The organism is Bartonella sp. MU37NMGALS (assembly GCF_042194015.1).
GTDB classification, from domain to species: domain Bacteria; phylum Pseudomonadota; class Alphaproteobacteria; order Rhizobiales; family Rhizobiaceae; genus Bartonella; species Bartonella grahamii.
Genome location: NZ_JBHIML010000003.1, coordinates 175,121 through 196,866, shown reverse-complemented (window position 1 = coordinate 196,866; position 21,746 = coordinate 175,121). Strand labels below are relative to the sequence as shown.

Sequence of the window (21,746 nt, the reverse complement as noted above, 5' to 3'; positions counted from 1 at the left end):
AATGAAGAATATAAATACTTTTCACGAATCTGTCCGTCTAGCTTAGTTTTTCATAAACGATCAAAAATGATTTAACGACTTAAAACAACGGGATGATCATCAAGTGTACGTCCCTCAAAACGATCAACATTTGAAGAGTAGAGAGCAAGGATAACACGTCCAGAGTTATTATAAAAATATAATCTTTTTCCTTTAACAGCCCACGATCTCACTTGAGAAGCAATTCCTGGACAGTGTAAAGGACCAGCACGGTACCCTTGTCCAAACTTTGTTTGCGGCGTTGCGATCCGGCAAACTTTACCCCCCATAGAAAGATTCCATACACCAGCAACACTTGCAGGAAATAAATCAGTAGCATTACTTGGCAATTCGAGACTAGCCATTCGTCCATCACTCTGAGAATCTCCCTTCTCATACATCGAAGCGTTTGCTGCCTCAGATATCGACGAAGAAGTAGATGACAGATCAGACACTTCCAATGTTGTCATTTGTTGAGATGGATAAAAAACTTCTAATGCGTTACTACCGTCATTACTGTCAAACCGTGTTGTTGAACATCCCCCTAAAAGCATTACAGTTGATAGTGCAACGAAAAACGAAATTTTTGAAAACGACATATCTGTACTCTCTCCCACGACAATAAATAAGTTCACAAAGAAATTAAGTGAATATTTGTTATAGTTACAAAGATAAATTAACAAATTAAAAAAATAGGTTAAAATCATTTATTTTAAACGAAATAATTTATGTACCCAATTTTATATTTATTAAACACTAGAAATTTATAAGATTTTCAGTCATATATCTCTTTATAAGTAATCATTAGAAATAGAGAAGTTTCATGAAAACGCCATTTAGCAAAATGGACGGTCTTGGAAATCAAATTATTGTTGTTGATATGCGTGAAAGCACTCATACTCTTACATCGCAAGCAATCCTCGCTTTGTCGGCAGATCCCGAAATGCATTTTGATCAAATCATGGCTATCCACACACCAACCCAGAAAAAAGCCGACTTCCGCATAGAAATATGGAATGCCGACGGATCAATGGCTAAAGCTTGTGGCAATGGTACCCGCTGTGTTGTTGCATGGCTTAAAAATCACAATTTTGGTGAAAAATTTCGTTTAGAAACTCCCGCTGGAATTATTGAAGGGAAATATCAAACCGATAATCTCATTTCTGTTGATATGGGATGCCCAAATTTCAATGCAAAAGAGATGCCTGTTTCACGTGAAATAGTTGATACCAATCACGTAGAAATTACGGCTGGTCCCCTAAAAGATGCTTGTCTCATATCCATTGGCAATCTCCATGCTATCTTTTTTGTTGAAAATGATATTCAACATATTCCATTAGAAAAATATGGGCCGAAACTTGAACATGATCCCCTATTTCCCGAACAGTGCAATATTTCCATTGCTTGCATAACGTCAAAGAAAAGTCTAAATTTACGGACATGGGAGCGAGGAGCAGGATTAACACAAGCATGTGGGAGTGCTGCCTGTGCAAGTGCAGTGGCTGCTTATCGTCGTGGTCTCACACAACGCCATATTGATGTAAACTTACCAAAGGGAACACTTAATATTTTTTACCGAGAAGACGATCACGTTATTATGATAGGACCAATAAAATATCAATTTAGTGGTTTTTTAAGCCCTCTAACAGGGTGCTATAAAAAGGATCACTCCTGATGGCAATAGAAATTGTAACTTTTGGTTGTCGACTTAATAGCTACGAATCGGAAATCATTCGCAAAGAAAGTACTTTTTCAGGGCTAGATCAGCTTAAAGATGGTGCTATTATCTTTAATACTTGTGCTGTCACTGCCGAAGCCGTACGACAAGCAAAACAAGCTATCCGCAAAGCACGACGTGAAAATCCTCATGCACGTATCATTGTAACAGGGTGTGCAGCCCAAACAGAAGGGCAAAATTTTGCCTCAATGACAGAAGTGGATCTCGTTTTAGGAAACGAAGATAAACTTCACGCCCATTCTTATCGTCAACTTCCTGATTTTGGTATTAACCATTCCGAAAAAGTGCGTATCAATGACATTATGGAAGTACAAAAAATTGCTCCACATATGGTCAGTGCAATGCAAGAGCGCACCCGCGCTTTTGTACAGGTACAAAATGGATGTGATCATCGCTGTACATTTTGCATTATTCCTTATGGACGAGGATCATCTCGCTCAGTTCCCATGGGTGCTGTCATAGAACAAATTAAAAAGCTGGTAGGTGAGGGTATCCAAGAAGTGGTCCTTACAGGTGTTGATCTTACAAGTTATGGTCACGATCTTCCTGGAAAAGCTACTCTAGGAAAATTAACTTCAGCAATTTTGCATCATGTCCCTGACTTAGCGCGATTACGCCTCTCATCTATTGACTCAATTGAAGCAGACGAAGAACTCATCAATCTTTTAGCTTATGAAACAAGGATCATGCCCCATTTGCATTTATCTTTGCAAGCAGGTGATAATATGATTTTAAAACGGATGAAACGGCGACACTTACGCGAACATGCTATTCAATTTTGCCAAGAATTGCGTGCCAAACGTCCTACAATGGTTTATGGTGCCGACTTAATTGCTGGTTTTCCTACAGAAACAGAAGAGATGTTTCAAAACAGTCTTATTTTAATCAAAGATTGTAATTTAACCCATCTCCATGTCTTCCCCTTTAGTCCAAGAGAAGGAACACCTGCCGCACGTATGCCACAAATCAACCGTAAAATAGTTAAGATGCGTGCTGAAAAATTACGTAAAGCAGGTGAGGAGGCTTACCAAAAGCATCTTGCTCATTTACAAAACAGTCTACAAACAATTCTCGTTGAAAAAGATGAAATCGGACGAACAGAAGATTATACTCTTGTACAAGTTAAAGGTGCAAAAGCAGGAACAATTGTTCAAGCCCTTATCGTTGATCATGATGGCGATAAATTGATTGCTATCCTTCCAAAATTAAACGCTGCTTGAGCAGGAAAATTCTTATGACGAAATCTTTTATAAAAAAAATATTCTCTTTTAACAAATCTCAAGAGCAGGAAATGGAACAACAGATTTCTATTCCTGATAAAAGCGGTGTAATGGAAGAAAATAAAGACAAAAATGAAAGGACAAAAAATAACCAAATCTCTATAGACACAGAAAAAGAAGAACAAACAAAAAATCGAGAGTCAACACTTACAAAATATGATGAAAAATCTCCATTTCTAGAATCTCATTCTGATAAAATTCCTCTTTCTGGTAAAATTATTGTCACAGACAACATCCGTGAAAAAAAGAATGAAGAAATTTTATCTGAACTTTCTGTTGAACAAAAAAGGATAGCGTGGTTTGGGCGCCTTAAAAAAAGTCTATCCCTTTCTTCACAACGCCTAAGCGGATCAATTGGCGACCTCTTTGTTAAAAGAAAACTTGATGAAGATACATTGCAAGAGCTCGAAGATATCCTTATCCAAGCTGATCTTGGAGTAGAAACGGCGACACGCATCACAAATACTTTAGCTTCCAGTCGTTACGGAAAAGATCTTTCCCCAGACGATATTCATACTATTGTAGCTAATGAGGTCAAAAAAGTTCTGGAACCTGTTGCAATTCCATTAGAACTTGATCTCAGCTATAAACCTCATGTTATTTTGCTGGTAGGTGTAAATGGAACTGGAAAAACGACAACAATCGGAAAACTTGCAGCAAAATTAACAGCAGGAGGATTAAAAGTTGTGCTTGCAGCTGGTGACACTTTCCGAGCCGCAGCTATTGAACAATTGCATATTTGGGGTAAACATACTGATTCTCCTGTTATTTCGACAAAATTGGGTGCAGATGCCGCTAGCTTAGCCTTTGATGCTTATGAAAAAGCAAAAAAAGCAAACAGTGATGTATTAATTATTGATACAGCAGGGCGTTTACAAAATAAATCTGAATTGATGGATGAGTTAGCAAAAATTATTCGTGTTTTAAAGAAACACACACCCCAAGCACCCCATACAATCCTTCAAACGCTTGATGCAACTACCGGGCAAAATGCACTCAACCAAGTAGGGATTTTCCGTGATATTGCTGGTGTTAATGGTTTAGTCATGACAAAGCTGGATGGAACCGCACGAGGAGGAATTCTTGTCGCTATAGCAGCAAAATATAAATTACCCGTTTATTTTATCGGTATAGGAGAAAATATTGAAGACCTTCAACCTTTTTCTGCTTCTGACTTTGCCGAAACTATCGCAGGAAAACATACATGAAACAGCCTTTATCTAACTCTAATTCACGCAATAATTCTGAAAAAAATATGAATAACAATAAGAAAAATCCCCTCTCACCAACACTTAAGTTCCTCTTAGAAATGGGGCCTTTGGTTGCTTTCTTTTTTGCCAATTATAAAGGAGAATGGTTGATAAAAAACATTGGATTTTTTCAAAATTTTAGTAAACCTATTTTCCCTGCAACAGCTATTTTTATGGTAGCGATTATTATTTCTCTAAGCTTATCATGGATCCTTGCAAGACAAATTCCTATTATGCCTCTTCTTTCAGGAATATTTGTTCTAGTCTTTGGATTTTTAACTCTTTGGCTTCATAATGATACTTTCATCAAAATGAAACCAACAATTATTAATAGCTTATTTGCGCTCATTCTCTTTGGTGGGATGTTTTTTAAAAAACCACTTTTACGTTATGCTCTTGATTCTACCTTAAAACTTGATGATTTAGGTTGGCAAAAACTTACCTATCGTTGGGCGTTTTTTTTCATTTTTCTTGCCCTTTTGAATGAAATAATTTGGCGTAATTTTAGCGATAATTTCTGGACAAGTTTCAAAGTATTTGGCGTCATGCCTATAACAGTCCTTTTCATGATTACCCAAATGCCTATAATTATAAAACATTCAAAAGGACTTTTTACAGAAGATGACAAATCTGATTCGTAAAAAATCACTACTACTGATTATTTTATAGATTCATCTCCAAACACTGTTTGGGAGAAAAGATATGTTGATTGAACAGTTTATTTGTCGAGAAGACAATTTCGGTGTACTCATTCATGATGAAAAAAGTGGTATGACAGCTGCAATAGATGCTCCTGAAGGTGAAGCGATTCATAACGCCTTAAAACGTCACAATTGGACACTTCAGACTATTTTTGTAACTCATCATCATCACGATCATGTAGCAGCCATAGCAGAATTAAAACAAGTTTACAACGCTATGGTTATTGGACCAGAAGCAGAGAAAGAAAAGATTAATCATCTTGATCAAACACTTCAACCTGATGAAAATCTTTTCTTTGGCACGCACCCGCTTTTAGCTCTTTCAACACCTGGTCACACTTTGGGCGCATTATCTTATTATTTTCCTGAAAAGAGTTTACTCTTTGCTGGAGATACACTTTTCTCCCTCGGTTGTGGACGCCTTTTCGAAGGAACACCTACTCAAATGCTCAACTCTTTAAAAAAGCTTCGTCAACTTCCCGATAAAACACTTATTTATTGTGGTCATGAATATACCAAAACCAATGCTCTTTTCGCATTAACACTTGATCCACATAATCAGAAACTTCGTCAAAGAGTAGAAGAAGTTTTTTTTCTACGTGCAAAAAACGCTATGACTTTACCAGTCACTTTAGGGCAAGAAAAAGCCACCAATCCCTTTCTCCGCTGGGATGATAGTGTGTTGCGAAGAAACCTTTCAATGGAAAAAGAAACAGATGAAAACGTCTTTGCTGAAATTCGAAGAAGAAAGAATAACTTTTAACCATGCTTAAGTTCGTATTACGTTTTTTCCTTCTTTTTCTTTTAGTGATACATACTCAACTAACGATGGCAGAGGAAAAGGAAACAGATAATCAATTCGATTTCCCGTATTTCATTGAAAATTACCCTTTAACAGAAGATTTTCTCTTAAAAATGGAACAAATTGTAAAAGAGTATGAAAATTTACCGCCAGAATTAATAAATATTTTAAAAAACAATAACATCACGCCTAAAGATTTTCATCTTGGTTGCAATGCGATTGTAATAACATTAGGAACGCTTGCTTGGAATCTTGAATTTGATAAAAAAAACGGCGTTTTTTTAAGCAATTTGGAATTTGGTAAAAAACATATGGATAGAATATCGATTGTTACAAGAAAAATTTGTAACGATCCTACTTTAAAAAATTGATTGAATTCATAAATGAATAAAAATTCGCTGAAATACGAAAAAGAAAGGATCATTTTTAATCATGTTTAAATTTTTAGTGTGTTTTTTCTTCATTTTTTCTTTTGTATCATACGCTCAAGAAAAAAAACAAGAAACAGATAATTCTTCTCTTATATCACCTCTCTTTGCAAATTATCCCTTAACAGAAAATCTTCTTTTAAAGCTGGAAAAAATTGAAAAAGAATGTAAAAACTTACTTCCAGAAATAAAAAATGATCTTATCACTTATGATTCTAGTATCCACTCTAGTATTGAAAACTTCACTACCTATATTTCTAGTAAACCAAAACTTTTGAATATTTTAAAAAAAAATGATATAAAACCAAAAGATTTTGCTGCTGGAACCTTAGCACTCAAAGAAATATCAGCGCTTCTTGCATTTGTACCTGAACAGGAATATTCTACTGAGAAAAATACTATCTTTTTAAACAATATTGAATTTGTTAAAAAACATTTTTACAAAGCAACAATTCTTTCAGAGAGCTGTGAAAAACTCATTTTGAGCAACTAATCAGTTATGAAACGTTAGAAAATATTATCCCATTAATCCAATTCTAATAAAGAAGTCAGTGTATTAAAAAAACACCGTGTTTTTATCATTCCTAATAATTGTGTTATTTCAATTATATTTACAAATGTTTTTCTATAAATAAAGAACAACAGATAAAAAATTTTTTATTGAAATTCAAAAAAGAAAGGATAATTTTTAGTCATGTTTAAATTTTTAGTGTGTTTTTTCTTCATTTTTTCTTTTATATCATACGCTCAAGAAAAAAAACAAGAAATAGATGGTCCTTCTTTTATACCATCTTTCATTGCAAATTATCCCTTAACAGAAGATCTTCTTTTAAAGCTGGAAAAAATCAACGCAGAATGTAAAAATTTATCTTTAGAACCAGAACAAACAAATACAAAAAGTGATCTCAGTACTTATAATGATAATATTGAAAAATACGCTGCCTATATTTCTAGTAAACCAAAACTTGTGAATATTTTAAAAGAAAATAATATGACATCAAAAGATTTTGTTGTTGCTCACCTAGCACTTCAAGCTACATTATATGTACTTACTGATGAGGAAAATTCTACTTATGAAAAAAACGTTTTACCTTCAAGCAATATAGAATTTGCTAAAGAGCATATGTATAGAATAATCAAAATTTTAAAAGATAACTGTTAGAAAATCTTTTTAGAACAATTAATTAACTTTGTAAACGCCGACAAATTTCATCTAATTGTTCTAATGAAGAGTAATGTATTTTTAAATCGCCACCTTTTTTACTATGTCGAATAATAACTTTCATTCCTATCACATCTGCAAGTAATTTTTCTAAAGATTTTGTTTCAGTATCTTTTTCCGTATTGGTACGCTTTTTAGCTTTAGGATTCGCTTTCTCATATGCAAGTATTTCTGTTTGGCGCACAGAAAGCCCTTCGCGAATAATTTTTTCGGCTAAATTCTGTGGATTATCAACAGTTATAAGACAACGTGCATGACCTGCGGAAAGTTGCCCATCAGTTAAGAATTGTTGCACTTTTTCTGGAAGTTTTAACAAACGAAGCGTATTTGCAACATGACTACGACTTTTTCCTATAACTTGCGCTAAATCTACTTGCGTATAATCATGTTCATTTAGAAGCATCTCATATCCCTTTGCTTCTTCAATAGGATTAAGATCGGCACGTTGAACATTTTCAATAATTGCCAATTCCAAAGCCGTTTTATCATCTACATCGCGGATAATAACTGGCAATTGGCTTAAATTGGCACGTTGTGCAGCACGCCAACGCCGTTCACCAGCGATCAATTCAAACCGATGAGGATAATCTCTTGAAGGTCTAACAATAACAGGTTGAACCACACCATGCTGACGAATTGATTGTGCTAAATTATCAAGTTCTGAATCGGTAAAATGGCGTCGCGGATTATGTGGATTGCACGAAATAGATTCAAGTGGAACAAATCGTTCAGAAACAGAAGAAACTGTATTGGACTCTGTAAATTTGTCAGTATTTGATGAACGTGTAAGATCGCTGTTTAAACTGATATCCCCAATTAATGCCGCTAATCCACGACCCAGTCTTTTTTTTGATTGATCATCATTCATAATTTTGCTCTTTAAATTTTTAGTTTATTTTTTTAAGCAGCAGCACGTGCTTGTTTTTCACGTTGAATCATTTCTGATGCTAGACGCAAATAAGCTTGGCTCCCAGCACATTTGAGATCATAAAGCAATACAGGTTTTCCAAAAGAGGGCGCTTCTGATACTCTTACATTTCGTGGAATAACAGTACGATAAACCTTATCTCCCATAAAAGAACGTACATCTTCAACAACTTGATTTGAAAGATTATTACGTCCATCATACATTGTTAGAACAATACCTTGGATTTCTAAAGATGGATTAAGTACGGATCGCACTTGTTTTACTGTTTCAAGTAATTGACTTAAACCTTCAAGTGCTAAAAATTCACACTGCATAGGCACTAAAACAGAATCCGCAGCCCCCATAGCATTAAGTGTTAAAAGATTAAGGGAGGGGGGACAATCAATTAAAATATAATTGAATTTTTTTTCCATTTCCGGATCATCATAGAGTGCTTTACGTAAGCGTTGTATGCGATCTTGTGATGAAGAAATTTCCATTTCCACACCTAAAAGATCAAGTGTAGAGGGAACTATATAAAGATTGGGTACTGCTGTTTTTAAAGCCGCCTGTGTAATTGAAACTCCCGAAACTAAAACATCATAAGAAGACAAAGGACGGTTATTACGATCAATCCCTAAACCTGTACTAGCATTACCTTGTGGATCAACATCCATAATAAGGACATTTTCACCTATAGCCGCTAAAGCTGTTGCAAGATTAATTGCTGTGGTTGTTTTTCCGACTCCACCCTTTTGGTTTGCAATAGCGATAATTCGTGTTTCGCTCATTTTGCTCTACCCTCTATATGATCGAATATGAGAAATTTCCAAAATAACAGAATTTTCATCAACTTTACTTTTATGTTTTAACAGATCAAAGTGCCAATTGGCAGAGGCATTTTTTATTTCTGTAGCGTAATCCCGACCTTTTTGCAAAAGAGCGATTGTTTTTTCTGTTAATAAAGGAAAAATAAGTTGTAGAAGACTATTGAGCGGCGCTAATCCCCGTGCCGTTATAATATCAGATACGGGAATTTTTTGATATACATCTTCAATTCTAGCGTGATAAACCGTTGCTGGAAGATTAAGTTGAGAAATAACTGTTCGCAAAAAAGCAACTTTTTTCCCATTACTTTCAACAAGATTAATATGTCCTACTTTTTTTTCTTTCAAAAAGATAGCAATCACAATTGCAGGAAAACCTCCTCCTGATCCTAAATCACACCAATGTAAAGAATGAGCATACAAAGGAAAAATTTGTGCTGAATCTAGAATATGCCGTGTCCATAGATCTGGTATTGTTGTAGCAGATATCAAATTAATATGTGCATTCCATTGAAGTATTAAAGACTCAAACTGAATTAAATTTTCCATCGTTTCACGTGAAACAGAAGGAACAATATTTAATAATTGTTGATATTTTTTTTCTGTAGAAAAATCCATTAAGCTGTTTTAGCCTTTTCACGTCGTTGACGTTGAATATATGTAATAATAAGCGATAACGCGGCGGGTGTCATGCCATCAATTTTTTGTGCATCAGCAATTGAACGCGGCGACACTTCTTGAATTTTTGATTTAAGTTCATTTGAAAGACCTGAAATTGCCTGAATATCAAGAGAAGAAGGAATTTCTAAACGCTCATCTCTCTGAAGAGAAGCAATATCTTGTGCTTGTTTATCTAAATAAACCGCATATTGTGCCTCAATTTCTAAAGATTCTGCTGTTTTAGAATCAACCGTTTGTAATTGTGGCCAAAAATCTGAAAGACGCTCTAAAGTCATATGAGGATACGCAAGAAAATCATAAGCGGAACGCCGAATTCCATCATGATTAACGTGTAATCCATGAGCAGAAGCTTCATTGGGTGTTAAAAAAAGATTTTGACATATTGATCGTGCTTGATCAAGGCGTTCTTGTTTTTTCTGATAACATTCCCAACGTATTTCACTCACAATACCCCATTTTTGTGCCAAAGGTGTTAAACGCGTATCAGCATTATCAGATCGTAAAGATAAACGAAATTCAGCACGTGATGTAAACATCCTATAAGGTTCACAAACACCACGTGAAACCAAATCATCAACCATAACACCAATATAAGCGGTAGAACGACTTATAAGTATTTCATCTAATTTACCTACTTTACGTGCCGCATTTAACCCAGCTAAAAGTCCTTGTGCTGCTGCTTCCTCATATCCTGTTGTACCATTAATTTGGCCTGCTAAAAACAAACCCGGTAAAGAACGTAATTCTAAGCTTCTCGTTAATTGTTGTGGATTAACAAAATCATATTCAATAGCATAACCAGGTTGCAAAACTACAGCATTTTCCAACCCTTCAATGGTTTTCAATAGAGAAATTTGTACATCTTCAGGAAGAGAAGTAGAAAGACCATTTGGATAAACAGTATCATCATTTAATCCTTCTGGTTCTAGAAAGATCTGATGTCCATCACGTTCTCCAAATTTCACAATTTTATCTTCAACAGAAGGACAATAACGTGGTCCTAACCCTTCAATATTTCCAGAATATAAAGCAGAACGATAAATATTCTCGCGAATAATTTGATGTGTTCTCTCATTTGTACGTGTTATTGCACATTCAATTTGTGGTTGTTCAATTTTCTCTGTTAAAAGAGAAAAGGGAATGGGATTTTCATCTGCTTGTTGTTTTGGAAGATGATCCCAAGAAATTGTTTTTTTACTCAAACGAGCAGGGGTTCCTGTTTTTAATCGACCAAATTTTATATGATAATTTTTTAAACGTTTAGCAAGTTGCACACTTGACTGATCTCCCATACGTCCAGCAGCCCATGTTTTATCACCAATATGAATAAAGCCATTTAAAAATGTCCCTGTTGTTAAAACAACAGCACCAGATAAAATTGTTCCTTGTTTTTTTAAAATAACACCTGATACACAATTATCTTTAACGACCAGATCAATAACTTCATCCTCAATAAGAGTAAGATTTTCTTGTTCTTTTAATAATTTTTGAATTGCTTTTTTATAAAGTTGTCGATCCGCTTGCGTCCGTGGTCCTCTTACTGCCGGTCCTTTACGTCTATTAAGTAGTCTAAACTGAATTCCAGCAGCATCTGCTGCTCTTCCCATGAGACCATCTAATGCATCTATTTCACGAACTAGATGCCCTTTTCCAAGACCACCAATAGCAGGATTACACGACATTGTTCCCAGTGCTGATATTTTATGTGTAACAAGCGCTGTTTTGGCTCCTACACGCGCTGAAGCTGAAGCCGCTTCACAGCCAGCATGACCACCACCAACAATAACAACATCATATGATTGCATTTAATTCATTCCGTAGAAAATATTCTAAGGTTTCACGTGAAACAGTATATAAATTACATAATCTTTATAATCTGTCTATTAAATAATCAATGTTTCACGTGAATCATTATTTACCAACACAAAACTCTGAAAAAATAATATCAAGCAAATCTTCAACATCAATATCTCCTGTAATTTTTCCAATAAAATCACTTGCACAACGGAGATGTTCTGCACGTAAACTGAGATCAAGAGAATGATAATTAAGAGAATATTCAATCTCTTTAACAGCCTCCTTTAATAATTGAAGTTGTCTTTTACGCGCCGGAACAATATTTCCAATTTCAGAAGCACGATGATGACAAAATGATTCAAGTTCTTTGATAAAATAATCAAAATTTAAACCAGTTAATGCGGAAAATTGTATAGACCAATGCTGATCATTTTTTTCATAAAGATCAAGCTTATTGCCAACACACCATATTTCAGCCGATGTTTCTGGTAAATCAACTTGCTCAGGATTTCCTATATCATAAACCAAAATAACTAAATCAGCTTCCCTAACATGCTGTTTAGCAACTTCTATTCCCATTTGTTCTATTTTATTTTCTGTTTTTCTAAAACCAGCAGTATCCGTTAAAAAAATAGGTAAACCACCAAGAATAATTCTCATTTCTAAAGCATCACGGGTTGTTCCTGCTTCTTCCGTTACAATAGCAACAGATCTTCCTGAAAGACGATTCATAATGCTTGATTTTCCAGAATTTGGAGCACCAGCAATAACAATTTTTAATCCATCACGTAAAATACTCGCACGCTCTCCTTCAATAATATATTCACGAATAGAAGTACAAAGATCCTCAACATCTTTCCAAACTTTATCAGATATTGCGTTGGGAATATCTGCTTCATCAACAAAATCAAGTTCTGCCTCAATAAAAGCACGCGCCTTCATAAGCTTATGACGCCAATTACGATAAAGCGTCGTTAAATGTCCACTTGTACCCATAACAGCTAAACGCCGTTGGCTTTCCGTTTCTGCTTCTATTAAATCAGCAAGACCTTCTGCTTGAACAAGATCTAATTTTCCTTCCATAAAAGCACGACGTGAAAATTCACCTGCTTCTGCAATACGGCATCCAGAAAATGTCGACAATTCATCGAGAAAACGACTAACAACGGCTTTTCCTCCATGTAAATGGAATTCTGCACAATCTTCCCCCGTAAAACTATGAGGAGCAGGAAAAAAAACAGTTAAACCAGAATCTAAAAAGCTCCCATCACGAGCAGTAAGATTTCCATAATGCATAAAACGTGCTTTAGGTAAACGACCACAAAGCGTTTTAACTATATCCACAACATGAGGACCAGAAAGCCTAATGACTGCAACCCCTGAAGGTAACAATCCACTCGAAACAGCAAAGATTGTATCCACAGGTTTTATCCTAATAAAAACTTTAATGACTCTACGTATTCATTGAATCAAAAAATTCACTATTGTTTTTTGTTTGCTTTAATTTATCAATCAAAAATTCAATTGCATCTGTTACATTCATAGATGCTAAAATACGACGAAGAACAAAAATTTTGTGTAAATCTTGTCGTTCTACCAAAAGTTCTTCCTTACGCGTTCCTGACTTTAAAATATCCATAGCAGGGAAAATACGCTTATCAGCAACTTTTCTATCAAGAACAATTTCAGAATTACCTGTTCCTTTAAATTCTTCAAAAATAACCTCATCCATACGACTTCCTGTATCAATCAAAGCCGTTGCAATAATGGTTAAAGATCCACCTTCTTCAATATTACGTGCTGCACCAAAAAAACGTTTTGGACGCTGGAGAGCATTTGCATCCACACCACCTGTTAAAACTTTCCCCGAAGAAGGAACAACTGTATTATATGCACGTCCAAGACGTGTAATAGAATCAAGAAGAATAACAACATCGCGTCCATATTCAACGAGGCGTTTGGCTTTTTCAATGACCATTTCTGCTACTTGTACGTGACGTATTGCAGGTTCATCAAAAGTAGAAGAAACCACTTCTCCTTTTACTGAACGCTGCATATCTGTAACTTCTTCTGGTCGTTCATCAATTAAAAGAACAATGAGATAACATTCAGGATGATTAGTGGTAATAGAATGAGCAATATTTTGAAGTAAAACTGTTTTTCCTGTCCGAGGAGGAGCAACAATTAACCCTCTTTGTCCTTTTCCCAATGGAGATATCAAATCAATCACGCGTGATGACATATCTTTCTCTGTAGGATCTTGTATTTCCATTTGGAAACGCTCATTTGAATAAAGAGGAGTAAGATTATCAAAGTGAATTTTATAACGAATCTTTTCAGTTTTTTCAAAATTAATTGTATTAATTTTAAGGAGAGCAAAATAACGTTCTCCCTCTTTTGGACTACGTATAGGACCTTCAATGGTGTCGCCTGTTTTTAAAGAAAATGACTGTATTTGTGCTGGTGAAAGATAAATATCATCGGGACCAGGAAGATAATTAGCGTCAGCAGATCTCAAAAAACCAAATCCGTCTTGTAAAACTTCAACAACACCCTCTCCTATAATTTCTACATCTTGTAGAGCAAGTTTTTTCAAGATAGCAAACATTAATTCTTGTTTGCGCATAAGAGAGGCATTCTCAACTTCTAATGTTTCAGCAAAAGAAACAAGTTCAACGGGATTTTTGCTTTTAAGTTCTTGTAGTTTCATTTTTTGCATGAAATATGCTCTTTGTAATTAAGGAGAAGATTATCTTAAATAATTTATGGAAATTTATGAACGAAATATTCTTAAGAAGAGAAATATTTTACACTCAATTTTTTTAATCTGCAAGTACCATTTATATGAAATTTATCCCTGTAATATTAAGTAATTATATGAAAAACTTGAAAAATATAAAATACAAATAGTATTTAATTTATTTTATAACAAAAATATAATTTAAGATTATAGCATTAATCAAAGACTATTCAAAAGTATTTTTTACAGAAATTTATATTAATAAATTTATATTAAAAAGGAGATTCTTCTTATTTATAACTGTGTTTAGTGTGGATTATTATTTATCCTCAATTTTATCCACACAAGGAACTGAAAAAAGAATAAAAATAACACTATCTTAAAGATATTATCCCCTCTTTTTTATAAGAGGTATAAAATTATCATAAGCATTTAATTTGTGCATAAAAACGGAGAATTTTTCCTAAATTTTAGTTTTACAAAAAACGGTAAAGATATATACACATATCTTAACAAGGAGTTAAAATTTTTGTGACAAAAGAAAAAAAATTCTTTCATTTACACATGCTTTCTGATGCAACGGGAGAAACATTAATCTCTGTTGGAAGAGCTGTAGCATCGCAGTATACAATGAGTCAGGTAACAGAGCATATCTATCCTATGATTCGTAATGAAATACAGTTACAAAAAGCTCTTGATGAAATACAACAAGAGCCAGGTATTGTTCTCTACACAATGATTGATGAAGAATTTAAACTTCTCCTTCAAAAAAAGTGTAAAAAAATAAAAGTTCCCTGTATTGATATATTGCATCCTGTTTTAAATGCTTTTCAGTCTTACCTTGGAATGCCAACACATTTACGTGCGAGCGCACAACATGATCTTAATGCAGATTATTTTCGCCGTATTGAAGCACTGGATTTTACAATAGAGCATGATGATGGACAGTCTTCCAGTAGCTTATCCGAAGCAGATGTGATCCTTGTTGGAATTTCAAGAACCTCTAAAACGCCAACAAGTATCTATTTAGCAAATCGCGGAATAAAAACGGCTAATGTTCCTCTTATTCCTAATATTGATTTGCCAGAATCCCTTTTAGAGGCAAAAAATTCTTTAATTATTGGTTTAATTGCTTCAGCTGAAAGAATCTCACATATTCGTCAAAATCGAGATTTGGGAGAAGGTTTTGCTCTTGATAGTTATACAAATCGTATCAACATAGCTGAAGAATTAATCTATGCAAAACGCATTTGCGAACGTTTTGGTTGGCCTATTATTGATGTCACAAGACGCTCTATTGAAGAAACTGCTGCTGCAATATTTGAACTTTTATCACGATTTCGTGAAGGAAAATGAGAGAAAATTCTCATGAACGCAGATACGTTAATATTAGCATCTCTTAGTTTTTATCGTGCAAAATTATTAAAAAAAGCAGGTTTAAATTTTTTCATTGAAGGAGCTTCTTTTGATGAAAGAGAAGTAGAAAAAAAAGCAAAAGAAAAAACATCTAAAGAACTCAGCTGTTTTCTTGCGAGTGCAAAAGCAAAAAATGTTTCAGATCGTTTTCCTGATGCTTTCGTTATTGGTTGTGATCAAGTGCTTGATTTGGAAGGTAAAGTTTTTCACAAAGCAACAAATATTAAGGAAGCACATCAACGTTTATGTGAGTTATCAGGAAAAACCCATTCTCTTCATAGTGCGGTAGCTTTATTTAAAAATGGTCAAAAAATTTGGGTTGAAGCTTTTAGTGCACATATGTCCGTCCGTTTGCTCTCGTCAGAATTTATTGAACATTATTTAGCACGCGTAGGAAAAGATGTTCTAAACAGCGTGGGAGTATATCAAATTGAAGGGGAAGGGATTCATCTCTTTGAAAAAATTGAAGGAGATTTTTTTACCATTGTTGGTTTACCTTTGCTGCCTCTACTCATAAAACTGCGTCATTTAGGAATTATTGATGGTTGACTTAACAATAAAAAAAATAAATTATCCGCGTGCTTTTGTTGTTGGTTCTCCAATTCATCATTCAAAATCGCCTAAAATTCACAATTTTTGGCTTAAACAATATGGTTTACAAGGAGAATATCTTGCACAAGAAGTAACATCTGAAAAATTCAGTCATTTTATTGCATCTTTACAAAAAATAGGTTTTTGTGGAGGAAATGTTACTTTGCCTTATAAACAGGAAGCTTTTCGTTTAGCAGATTATAAAGATGAGAGAGCAACAATGATTGGTGCTGTTAATACACTTTGGTATGAAGGAGATAAGCTTTGTGCCACGAATAGCGATGCCTATGGTTTTAGCGCTAATCTTGATGATTTTGCATCTGATTGGGGAGGAGAAACAGCTCTTGTTTTTGGAGCAGGTGGTGCCGCACGCGCTATCATATATGCCTTAGAAAAACGCGGATTTGAACAGATTTATTTGATTAACCGTACAAAACAACGCGCTGATAATTTAGCTCAGCATTTTGGAAAATCCATTAAAGTTTACGATTGGCATAAAATCCATGAAATACTTCATCAAGCTGATTTGATTGTTAATACAACCTCTATTGGCATAAAAAATCCAGAAGAAAAAAGTGATTCTTTTTTTTGCGATTTTCATAAAGCAAAAAAAACGGCGTTAGTAACAGATATTATTTATACACCATTAATAACTCCTTTTTTACAACAGGCAAAAGCTTGTGATCTCAAGACGGTTGATGGACTTGGGATGCTTCTACATCAGGCTGTTATAGGGTTTGAACAGTGGTTTGGAATAAGACCACAGGTAACAAAAACATTACGGACAGCTATTTTAGAGGATATGAGTGAAAAGAAAGAATGAAGATCATAGGATTAACGGGATCAATTGCTATGGGAAAATCAACAGTTGCTGATTTTTTCAAGCAAGCGGGTATATCTGTTTTTAGTGCTGATGAAGCAGTACAACGGCTTTATAAAAGTGAGCCAGTTTTGTCATTCATAGAGAGTATTTTTCCTGGTGTTGTTGAAAAAGGTGAAGTTAACCGTTTGAAACTCTCTGAAATTTTGATTGATGATAAGGAAAAATTACAAACATTAGAAAAAATAATTCATCCTTTGGTGCAAGAAAAAGAAAGGGAATTTATTGATATAGCGCGTAAACAAGGGAAAAAATTAGTTATTCTTGATATTCCACTTCTGTTTGAAAAAAATGGTGAAAGTCGTGTGGATAGCGTTATTGTTGTTTCTGCTCCACCAGAAATACAAAAAGAACGTGTAATGATTCGCCAAGGTATGAATGAGAAAAAATTTGCCTTTATCAATGCTCGACAAATGCCGGATGAAAAAAAACGAGAACGTGCTGATTTTATTATTTATACAGGGAAAGATTTAGAGAATACACGTCAACAGGTTTTTGATGTGATAAAAAAACTAAAGAATTGAAGTCATGCGGGAAATTATTTTTGATACAGAAACAACAGGTTTAGATAAAGAAAAAGATCGCATAATCGAAATTGGTTGTGTAGAAATGGTTGATCGTTATCTTACGGGGCGACAATTTCATGTTTATTTAAACCCTGAAGGCGTTATTATTCCTGATGAAGTTGTAGCAATTCACGGATTAACCAATGAACGCCTAAAAAACGAGAAAAGTTTTAGTGATATTGTTGATGAATTTCTGGAATTTATCAAAGGTGCGACAATGATTGCGCATAATGCGAGTTTTGATATTGGTTTTATTAACGCAGAATTAAAACGCGTCAACAAACCGCTTATCAGTGTTGATAATATTCTTGATACATTGGCTATGGCACGGCGTAAATTCCCTATGGGTCCTAATTCTCTTGATATTTTATGCAAACGTTTTGGAATTGATAACAGCCATCGTGTTCTTCATGGTGCTTTGCTTGATGCAGAGATTTTAGCCGATGTTTATATTGAACTGATCGGTGGAAAGCAAGGTGTATTGGGTTTTGATAACAGAAGGGGACTTGAACATATCCAGAATGATAAAGATACATCTTATGCAGTTAAAATTCGCCCACAGGCTTTACCTTCAAGATTGAGTCCGCAAGAAAAAAGGTTGCACGCTGATTTTATCAACAAGATAGGTGAAAAAGCTCTGTGGAATAACTTTAAAATTCATGAATAACATCATTTTTTCTCTAAAAAAATCACTATTTAAATTAAAGAATATGGATGTCAAAAAAATGGTCGTTGTGGGGAGGGGAACACCACAACGACCCTGTCGCTACATCGTACCTCAGCTATCATAGGAGGAGCAAAATGAAAGCTATTAATCCTGTAACAGCAAAGAAAAGCTCTAGGTACTTAATATAAAGTGCAACGACTTCATGTGTTATGAAAAGAAAAAATGGCTTTTTAGAGGCAAAATGAAAAAATAAAAATAAAAGTGAAAAAAAATATATACAGGTAATTTGTTTTTTAGCTGAAATGGAGAAATAGAATTGTCATGAAAGCAACAGATCATCTTTTTTTGGTTGACGGATCAGGCTATGTTTTTCGTGCTTATTATGCTTTGCCGCCTTTAAAACGTAAAAAGGATGGACTTCCTGTAGGAGCAGTAGCTGGTTTTTGCAATATGTTATGGAAATTACTTTGTGATGCTCGTAATACAGCTACTGATATTGTTCCAACACATTTTGCTGTTATTTTTGATTATTCATCTGATACTTTTCGGAAACAAATTTATCCTGAATATAAAGCGAATCGCGCTGAACCTCCTGAAGATCTAATTCCTCAATTTGCGCTAATACGCCAAGCAACGAAGGCTTTTAATTTGCCTTGTATTGAAAAGGAAGGCTTTGAAGCGGATGATTTGATTGCTACCTATGCAAAATTGGCAACAAAGGTTGGGGCAAAAACAACCATTATTTCTTCTGATAAGGATCTTATGCAACTCGTAAATACGCATGTATCTTTGTATGATGGAATGAAAGACAAACATATAGGTATCTCAGAAGTTGTAGAAAAATGGGGTGTTGCGCCTGAAAAAATGATTGATTTACAAGCATTAATTGGAGATTCAACAGATAATGTACCAGGTATTCCAGGTATTGGTCCCAAAACTGCAGCTCAGTTGTTAGATCAGTTTGATTCTCTTGATCTTTTATTGCAAAACGTAACAGAAATTAAACAAACAAAACGACGCGAAAACATTCAAGCTTATAGAGAACAAGTTAAAATTTCTCGTGAACTTGTTAGGCTTAAAACAGATGTTCCTATAGATAATGATTTAGATGATTTTGTTTTGGAGCCACAAGATGGTCCACGTTTAATTGCTTTTTTGAAAGCGATGGAATTTTCAACATTAACGCGTCGCGTGGCAGAGGCAACGTCATGCGATGCAGCTGTTATTGATGCCCTTGATATAGATGTTGAATGGGAAAAACTGAGCCACAGGCATGATTCTGATATCAATAATACTGAGCGCGCATCTCTTCATAATTTTTCTGAAAATTCTCCACAAGTTTTTGCACAAAAACGTAAAGATCAAGCGCTGACTCAAAAAATTACAAGAGATGCTTATACAACAATTCTTGATGAGGAAATTTTAAAAGATTGGTTATCACAAACACAAGAGCAGGGTTTTTTCGCTTTTAATACTGAAACAACATCTCTTGATCCGATGCAAGCAAAGCTTGTTGGTTTTTCACTCGCATTACAGCCAGAAAAAGCAGCTTATATACCTCTTGAACATTTTGATGAAGGAGAAGAGGACCTTTTGAGGGGCGGGCGCATTGCCTCGCAGATTGAGACCCGAAAAGCTTTAGCACTTTTAAAACCGATATTAGAAGATTCATCGGTGTTAAAAATTGGCCAGAATATAAAATATGATTGGTTGGTGATGAAGCAATACGACATTATGATAAGCTCTTTTGATGATACCATGCTTTTATCATATGCTTTTGATGCTGGAACATTAACCCATAATATGGATGATTTATCTGAACGTTGGCTTGAGCATAAACCAATTTCCTATAAAGATTTAACGCATAACGGAAAAAAAATTACTTCTTTTGCACAAGTAGATTTAAAACAAGCAACCCTTTATGCGGCGGAACATGCTGATATAACGCTACGCCTTTGGCAAGTATTAAAACCGCAACTTGTTGCTCGTGGAATGACAAAAATTTATGAGCGTCTTGATCGACCCCTTGTAGAAGTTCTTGCAAAAATGGAAGAACGTGGGATTCTTATTGATCGGCAGATTTTATTGCGTCTTTCAGGAGAATTGGCACAAGCTGCTTTGATTTTAGAAGAGGAAATTTACAAACAAGCTGATGAAAAGTTTAATCTTTCTTCGCCAAAGCAATTAGGGGATATCCTTTTTGGCAAAATGGGATTACCTGGAGGCGCTAAAACTAAGGGTGGACAATGGTCAACTTCTGCACAGACCTTAGAAGAGTTGGCTGCTGAAGGTCATGTTTTGCCGCGTAAAATTATTGAGTGGCGTCAACTTGCAAAGCTAAAATCTACCTATACAGATGCCTTGCCTTCTTATATTTTTTCAAAAACAGGGCGAGTTCACACGAATTATTCTTTGGCAATAACATCAACAGGGCGGTTATCATCATCAGAGCCAAATTTGCAAAATATTCCAGTGCGGACTGCTGAAGGGCGTAAAATTCGAACAGCTTTTATTGCTCCCAAAGGACATGTGTTACTTTCTGCTGATTATAGTCAGATTGAATTGCGCATTCTTGCACATATTGCGGATATAAAAGCATTAAAAGAAGCTTTTGCTAAAGGGCATGATATTCACGCTATAACGGCATCACAAATGTTTGGCGTTGCGATAGAAGGAATGCATTCAGATATACGACGGCGTGCAAAAGCGATTAATTTTGGTATTATTTATGGTATTTCAGCTTTTGGATTAGCCAATCAATTGGGAATTTCACGCCAAGAAGCGGGTCGTTATATTCAACTGTATTTTGAAAGATTTCCAGGAATTAAAGATTATATGGAGAAGACCAAAATCTTTGCACGTGAAAATGGTTATGTAGAAACAATTTTTGGACGTCGTATCCATTATCCAGAAATAAAAGCAAAGAATGTAAAAATTCGTTCTCTTAATGAGCGAGCAGCTATCAATGCTCCAATTCAAGGTTCTGCAGCTGATATTATTCGCCGCGCTATGATACATATGGAAGATGCTTTAAAAGAAGAAAAACTATCAGCAAAAATGTTGCTGCAAGTGCATGATGAACTGATTTTTGAAGTAACAGAAGAAGAAAGTAAAAGAACCATGGCTGTTGTTAAAAATGTTATGGAAAATGCTACAATGCCGGTTTTATCTTTATCTGTACCGCTTGAAGTAAAAGTCATGACGGCTCAAAATTGGGATGAAGCACATTAATTTT

At 34.9% G+C, this 21,746-nt stretch carries 21 protein-coding genes; 14 read left to right on the top strand and 7 right to left on the bottom strand.

Going from position 1 to position 21,746, the window contains the following annotated elements; genetic code table 11:
- Positions 1-71 precede the first annotated feature (71 nt).
- Positions 72-617: an AprI/Inh family metalloprotease inhibitor gene (locus ACFIJP_RS03345; RefSeq protein WP_015857108.1), complete on the bottom strand. Its 546-nt coding sequence runs from the start codon at positions 615-617 to the stop codon at positions 72-74.
- Positions 618-841: 224 nt separating this feature from the next.
- On the opposite strand from ACFIJP_RS03345, the gene dapF reads away from it, so the two are divergent.
- From dapF to ACFIJP_RS03305, 8 genes are all read left to right on the top strand, one after another.
- A complete protein-coding gene (dapF, locus tag ACFIJP_RS03340) occupies positions 842-1,693 on the top strand; it encodes a diaminopimelate epimerase (RefSeq protein ID WP_375625532.1) in 852 nt (283 codons plus the stop codon).
- Positions 1,693-2,976 (top strand): tRNA (N(6)-L-threonylcarbamoyladenosine(37)-C(2))-methylthiotransferase MtaB, encoded by a 1,284-nt coding sequence (gene mtaB, locus ACFIJP_RS03335; protein ID WP_375625531.1) that lies wholly within the window; start codon positions 1,693-1,695, stop codon positions 2,974-2,976. The genes dapF and mtaB overlap by 1 nt, the downstream gene beginning before the upstream one ends.
- Positions 2,977-2,990: 14 nt before the next feature.
- Positions 2,991-4,244, top strand: coding sequence for a signal recognition particle-docking protein FtsY (gene ftsY, locus ACFIJP_RS03330; protein WP_375625530.1), 1,254 nt, complete (start codon positions 2,991-2,993; stop codon positions 4,242-4,244).
- A complete protein-coding gene (locus tag ACFIJP_RS03325; protein WP_375625529.1) occupies positions 4,241-4,927 on the top strand; it encodes a septation protein A in 687 nt (228 codons plus the stop codon). Before ftsY ends, ACFIJP_RS03325 begins: the two co-directional genes overlap by 4 nt.
- 61 nt (positions 4,928-4,988) lie before the next feature.
- Complete coding sequence (gene gloB, locus ACFIJP_RS03320; RefSeq protein WP_375625528.1) at positions 4,989-5,750, top strand: hydroxyacylglutathione hydrolase; 762 nt, start codon at positions 4,989-4,991, stop codon at positions 5,748-5,750.
- Positions 5,751-5,815: 65 nt separating this feature from the next.
- Complete coding sequence (locus ACFIJP_RS03315) at positions 5,816-6,160, top strand: hypothetical protein (protein ID WP_375625527.1); 345 nt, start codon at positions 5,816-5,818, stop codon at positions 6,158-6,160.
- Between the two features lie 61 nt (positions 6,161-6,221).
- Positions 6,222-6,710 (top strand): hypothetical protein, encoded by a 489-nt coding sequence (locus tag ACFIJP_RS03310; RefSeq protein WP_375625526.1) that lies wholly within the window; start codon positions 6,222-6,224, stop codon positions 6,708-6,710.
- A 201-nt stretch (positions 6,711-6,911) separates the two neighbouring features.
- The gene (locus ACFIJP_RS03305; RefSeq protein ID WP_375625525.1) at positions 6,912-7,379 is read left to right on the top strand and encodes a hypothetical protein; all 468 of its coding nucleotides are present in this window, start codon (positions 6,912-6,914) and stop codon (positions 7,377-7,379) included.
- Between the two features lie 22 nt (positions 7,380-7,401).
- On the opposite strand, the gene ACFIJP_RS03300 is transcribed toward ACFIJP_RS03305, so the two are convergent.
- From ACFIJP_RS03300 to rho, 6 genes are all read right to left on the bottom strand, one after another.
- On the bottom strand, positions 7,402-8,307 hold the full coding sequence (locus ACFIJP_RS03300; RefSeq protein WP_375625524.1) for a ParB/RepB/Spo0J family partition protein: 906 nt from the start codon (positions 8,305-8,307) through the stop codon (positions 7,402-7,404).
- A gap of 32 nt (positions 8,308-8,339) precedes the next feature.
- Positions 8,340-9,137, bottom strand: coding sequence for a ParA family protein (locus ACFIJP_RS03295; protein WP_273722360.1), 798 nt, complete (start codon positions 9,135-9,137; stop codon positions 8,340-8,342).
- A gap of 6 nt (positions 9,138-9,143) precedes the next feature.
- Positions 9,144-9,791, bottom strand: a complete 648-nt coding sequence (gene rsmG / locus ACFIJP_RS03290; protein WP_375625523.1) for a 16S rRNA (guanine(527)-N(7))-methyltransferase RsmG — start codon at positions 9,789-9,791, stop codon at positions 9,144-9,146.
- On the bottom strand, positions 9,791-11,659 hold the full coding sequence (mnmG, locus tag ACFIJP_RS03285) for a tRNA uridine-5-carboxymethylaminomethyl(34) synthesis enzyme MnmG (protein WP_375625522.1): 1,869 nt from the start codon (positions 11,657-11,659) through the stop codon (positions 9,791-9,793). Before mnmG ends, rsmG begins: the two co-directional genes overlap by 1 nt.
- 106 nt (positions 11,660-11,765) lie before the next feature.
- On the bottom strand, positions 11,766-13,073 hold the full coding sequence (gene mnmE, locus ACFIJP_RS03280) for a tRNA uridine-5-carboxymethylaminomethyl(34) synthesis GTPase MnmE (protein ID WP_375625521.1): 1,308 nt from the start codon (positions 13,071-13,073) through the stop codon (positions 11,766-11,768).
- A 31-nt stretch (positions 13,074-13,104) separates the two neighbouring features.
- The gene (rho, locus tag ACFIJP_RS03275) at positions 13,105-14,370 is read right to left on the bottom strand and encodes a transcription termination factor Rho (protein WP_375625520.1); all 1,266 of its coding nucleotides are present in this window, start codon (positions 14,368-14,370) and stop codon (positions 13,105-13,107) included.
- A gap of 552 nt (positions 14,371-14,922) precedes the next feature.
- Between rho and ACFIJP_RS03270 the strand changes: the two genes are divergently transcribed.
- From ACFIJP_RS03270 to polA, 6 genes are all read left to right on the top strand, one after another.
- The gene (locus ACFIJP_RS03270) at positions 14,923-15,747 is read left to right on the top strand and encodes a pyruvate, water dikinase regulatory protein (RefSeq protein ID WP_375625519.1); all 825 of its coding nucleotides are present in this window, start codon (positions 14,923-14,925) and stop codon (positions 15,745-15,747) included.
- Positions 15,748-15,759: 12 nt separating this feature from the next.
- Complete coding sequence (locus ACFIJP_RS03265; protein ID WP_375625518.1) at positions 15,760-16,356, top strand: Maf family nucleotide pyrophosphatase; 597 nt, start codon at positions 15,760-15,762, stop codon at positions 16,354-16,356.
- Complete coding sequence (locus tag ACFIJP_RS03260; protein ID WP_375625517.1) at positions 16,349-17,221, top strand: shikimate dehydrogenase; 873 nt, start codon at positions 16,349-16,351, stop codon at positions 17,219-17,221. The genes ACFIJP_RS03265 and ACFIJP_RS03260 overlap by 8 nt, the downstream gene beginning before the upstream one ends.
- Positions 17,218-17,802 (top strand): dephospho-CoA kinase, encoded by a 585-nt coding sequence (gene coaE / locus ACFIJP_RS03255; protein WP_375625516.1) that lies wholly within the window; start codon positions 17,218-17,220, stop codon positions 17,800-17,802. Before ACFIJP_RS03260 ends, coaE begins: the two co-directional genes overlap by 4 nt.
- 4 nt (positions 17,803-17,806) lie before the next feature.
- The gene (dnaQ, locus tag ACFIJP_RS03250) at positions 17,807-18,511 is read left to right on the top strand and encodes a DNA polymerase III subunit epsilon (RefSeq protein WP_375625515.1); all 705 of its coding nucleotides are present in this window, start codon (positions 17,807-17,809) and stop codon (positions 18,509-18,511) included.
- Between the two features lie 321 nt (positions 18,512-18,832).
- Complete coding sequence (gene polA / locus ACFIJP_RS03245) at positions 18,833-21,742, top strand: DNA polymerase I (RefSeq protein WP_375625514.1); 2,910 nt, start codon at positions 18,833-18,835, stop codon at positions 21,740-21,742.
- Positions 21,743-21,746 lie beyond the last annotated feature (4 nt).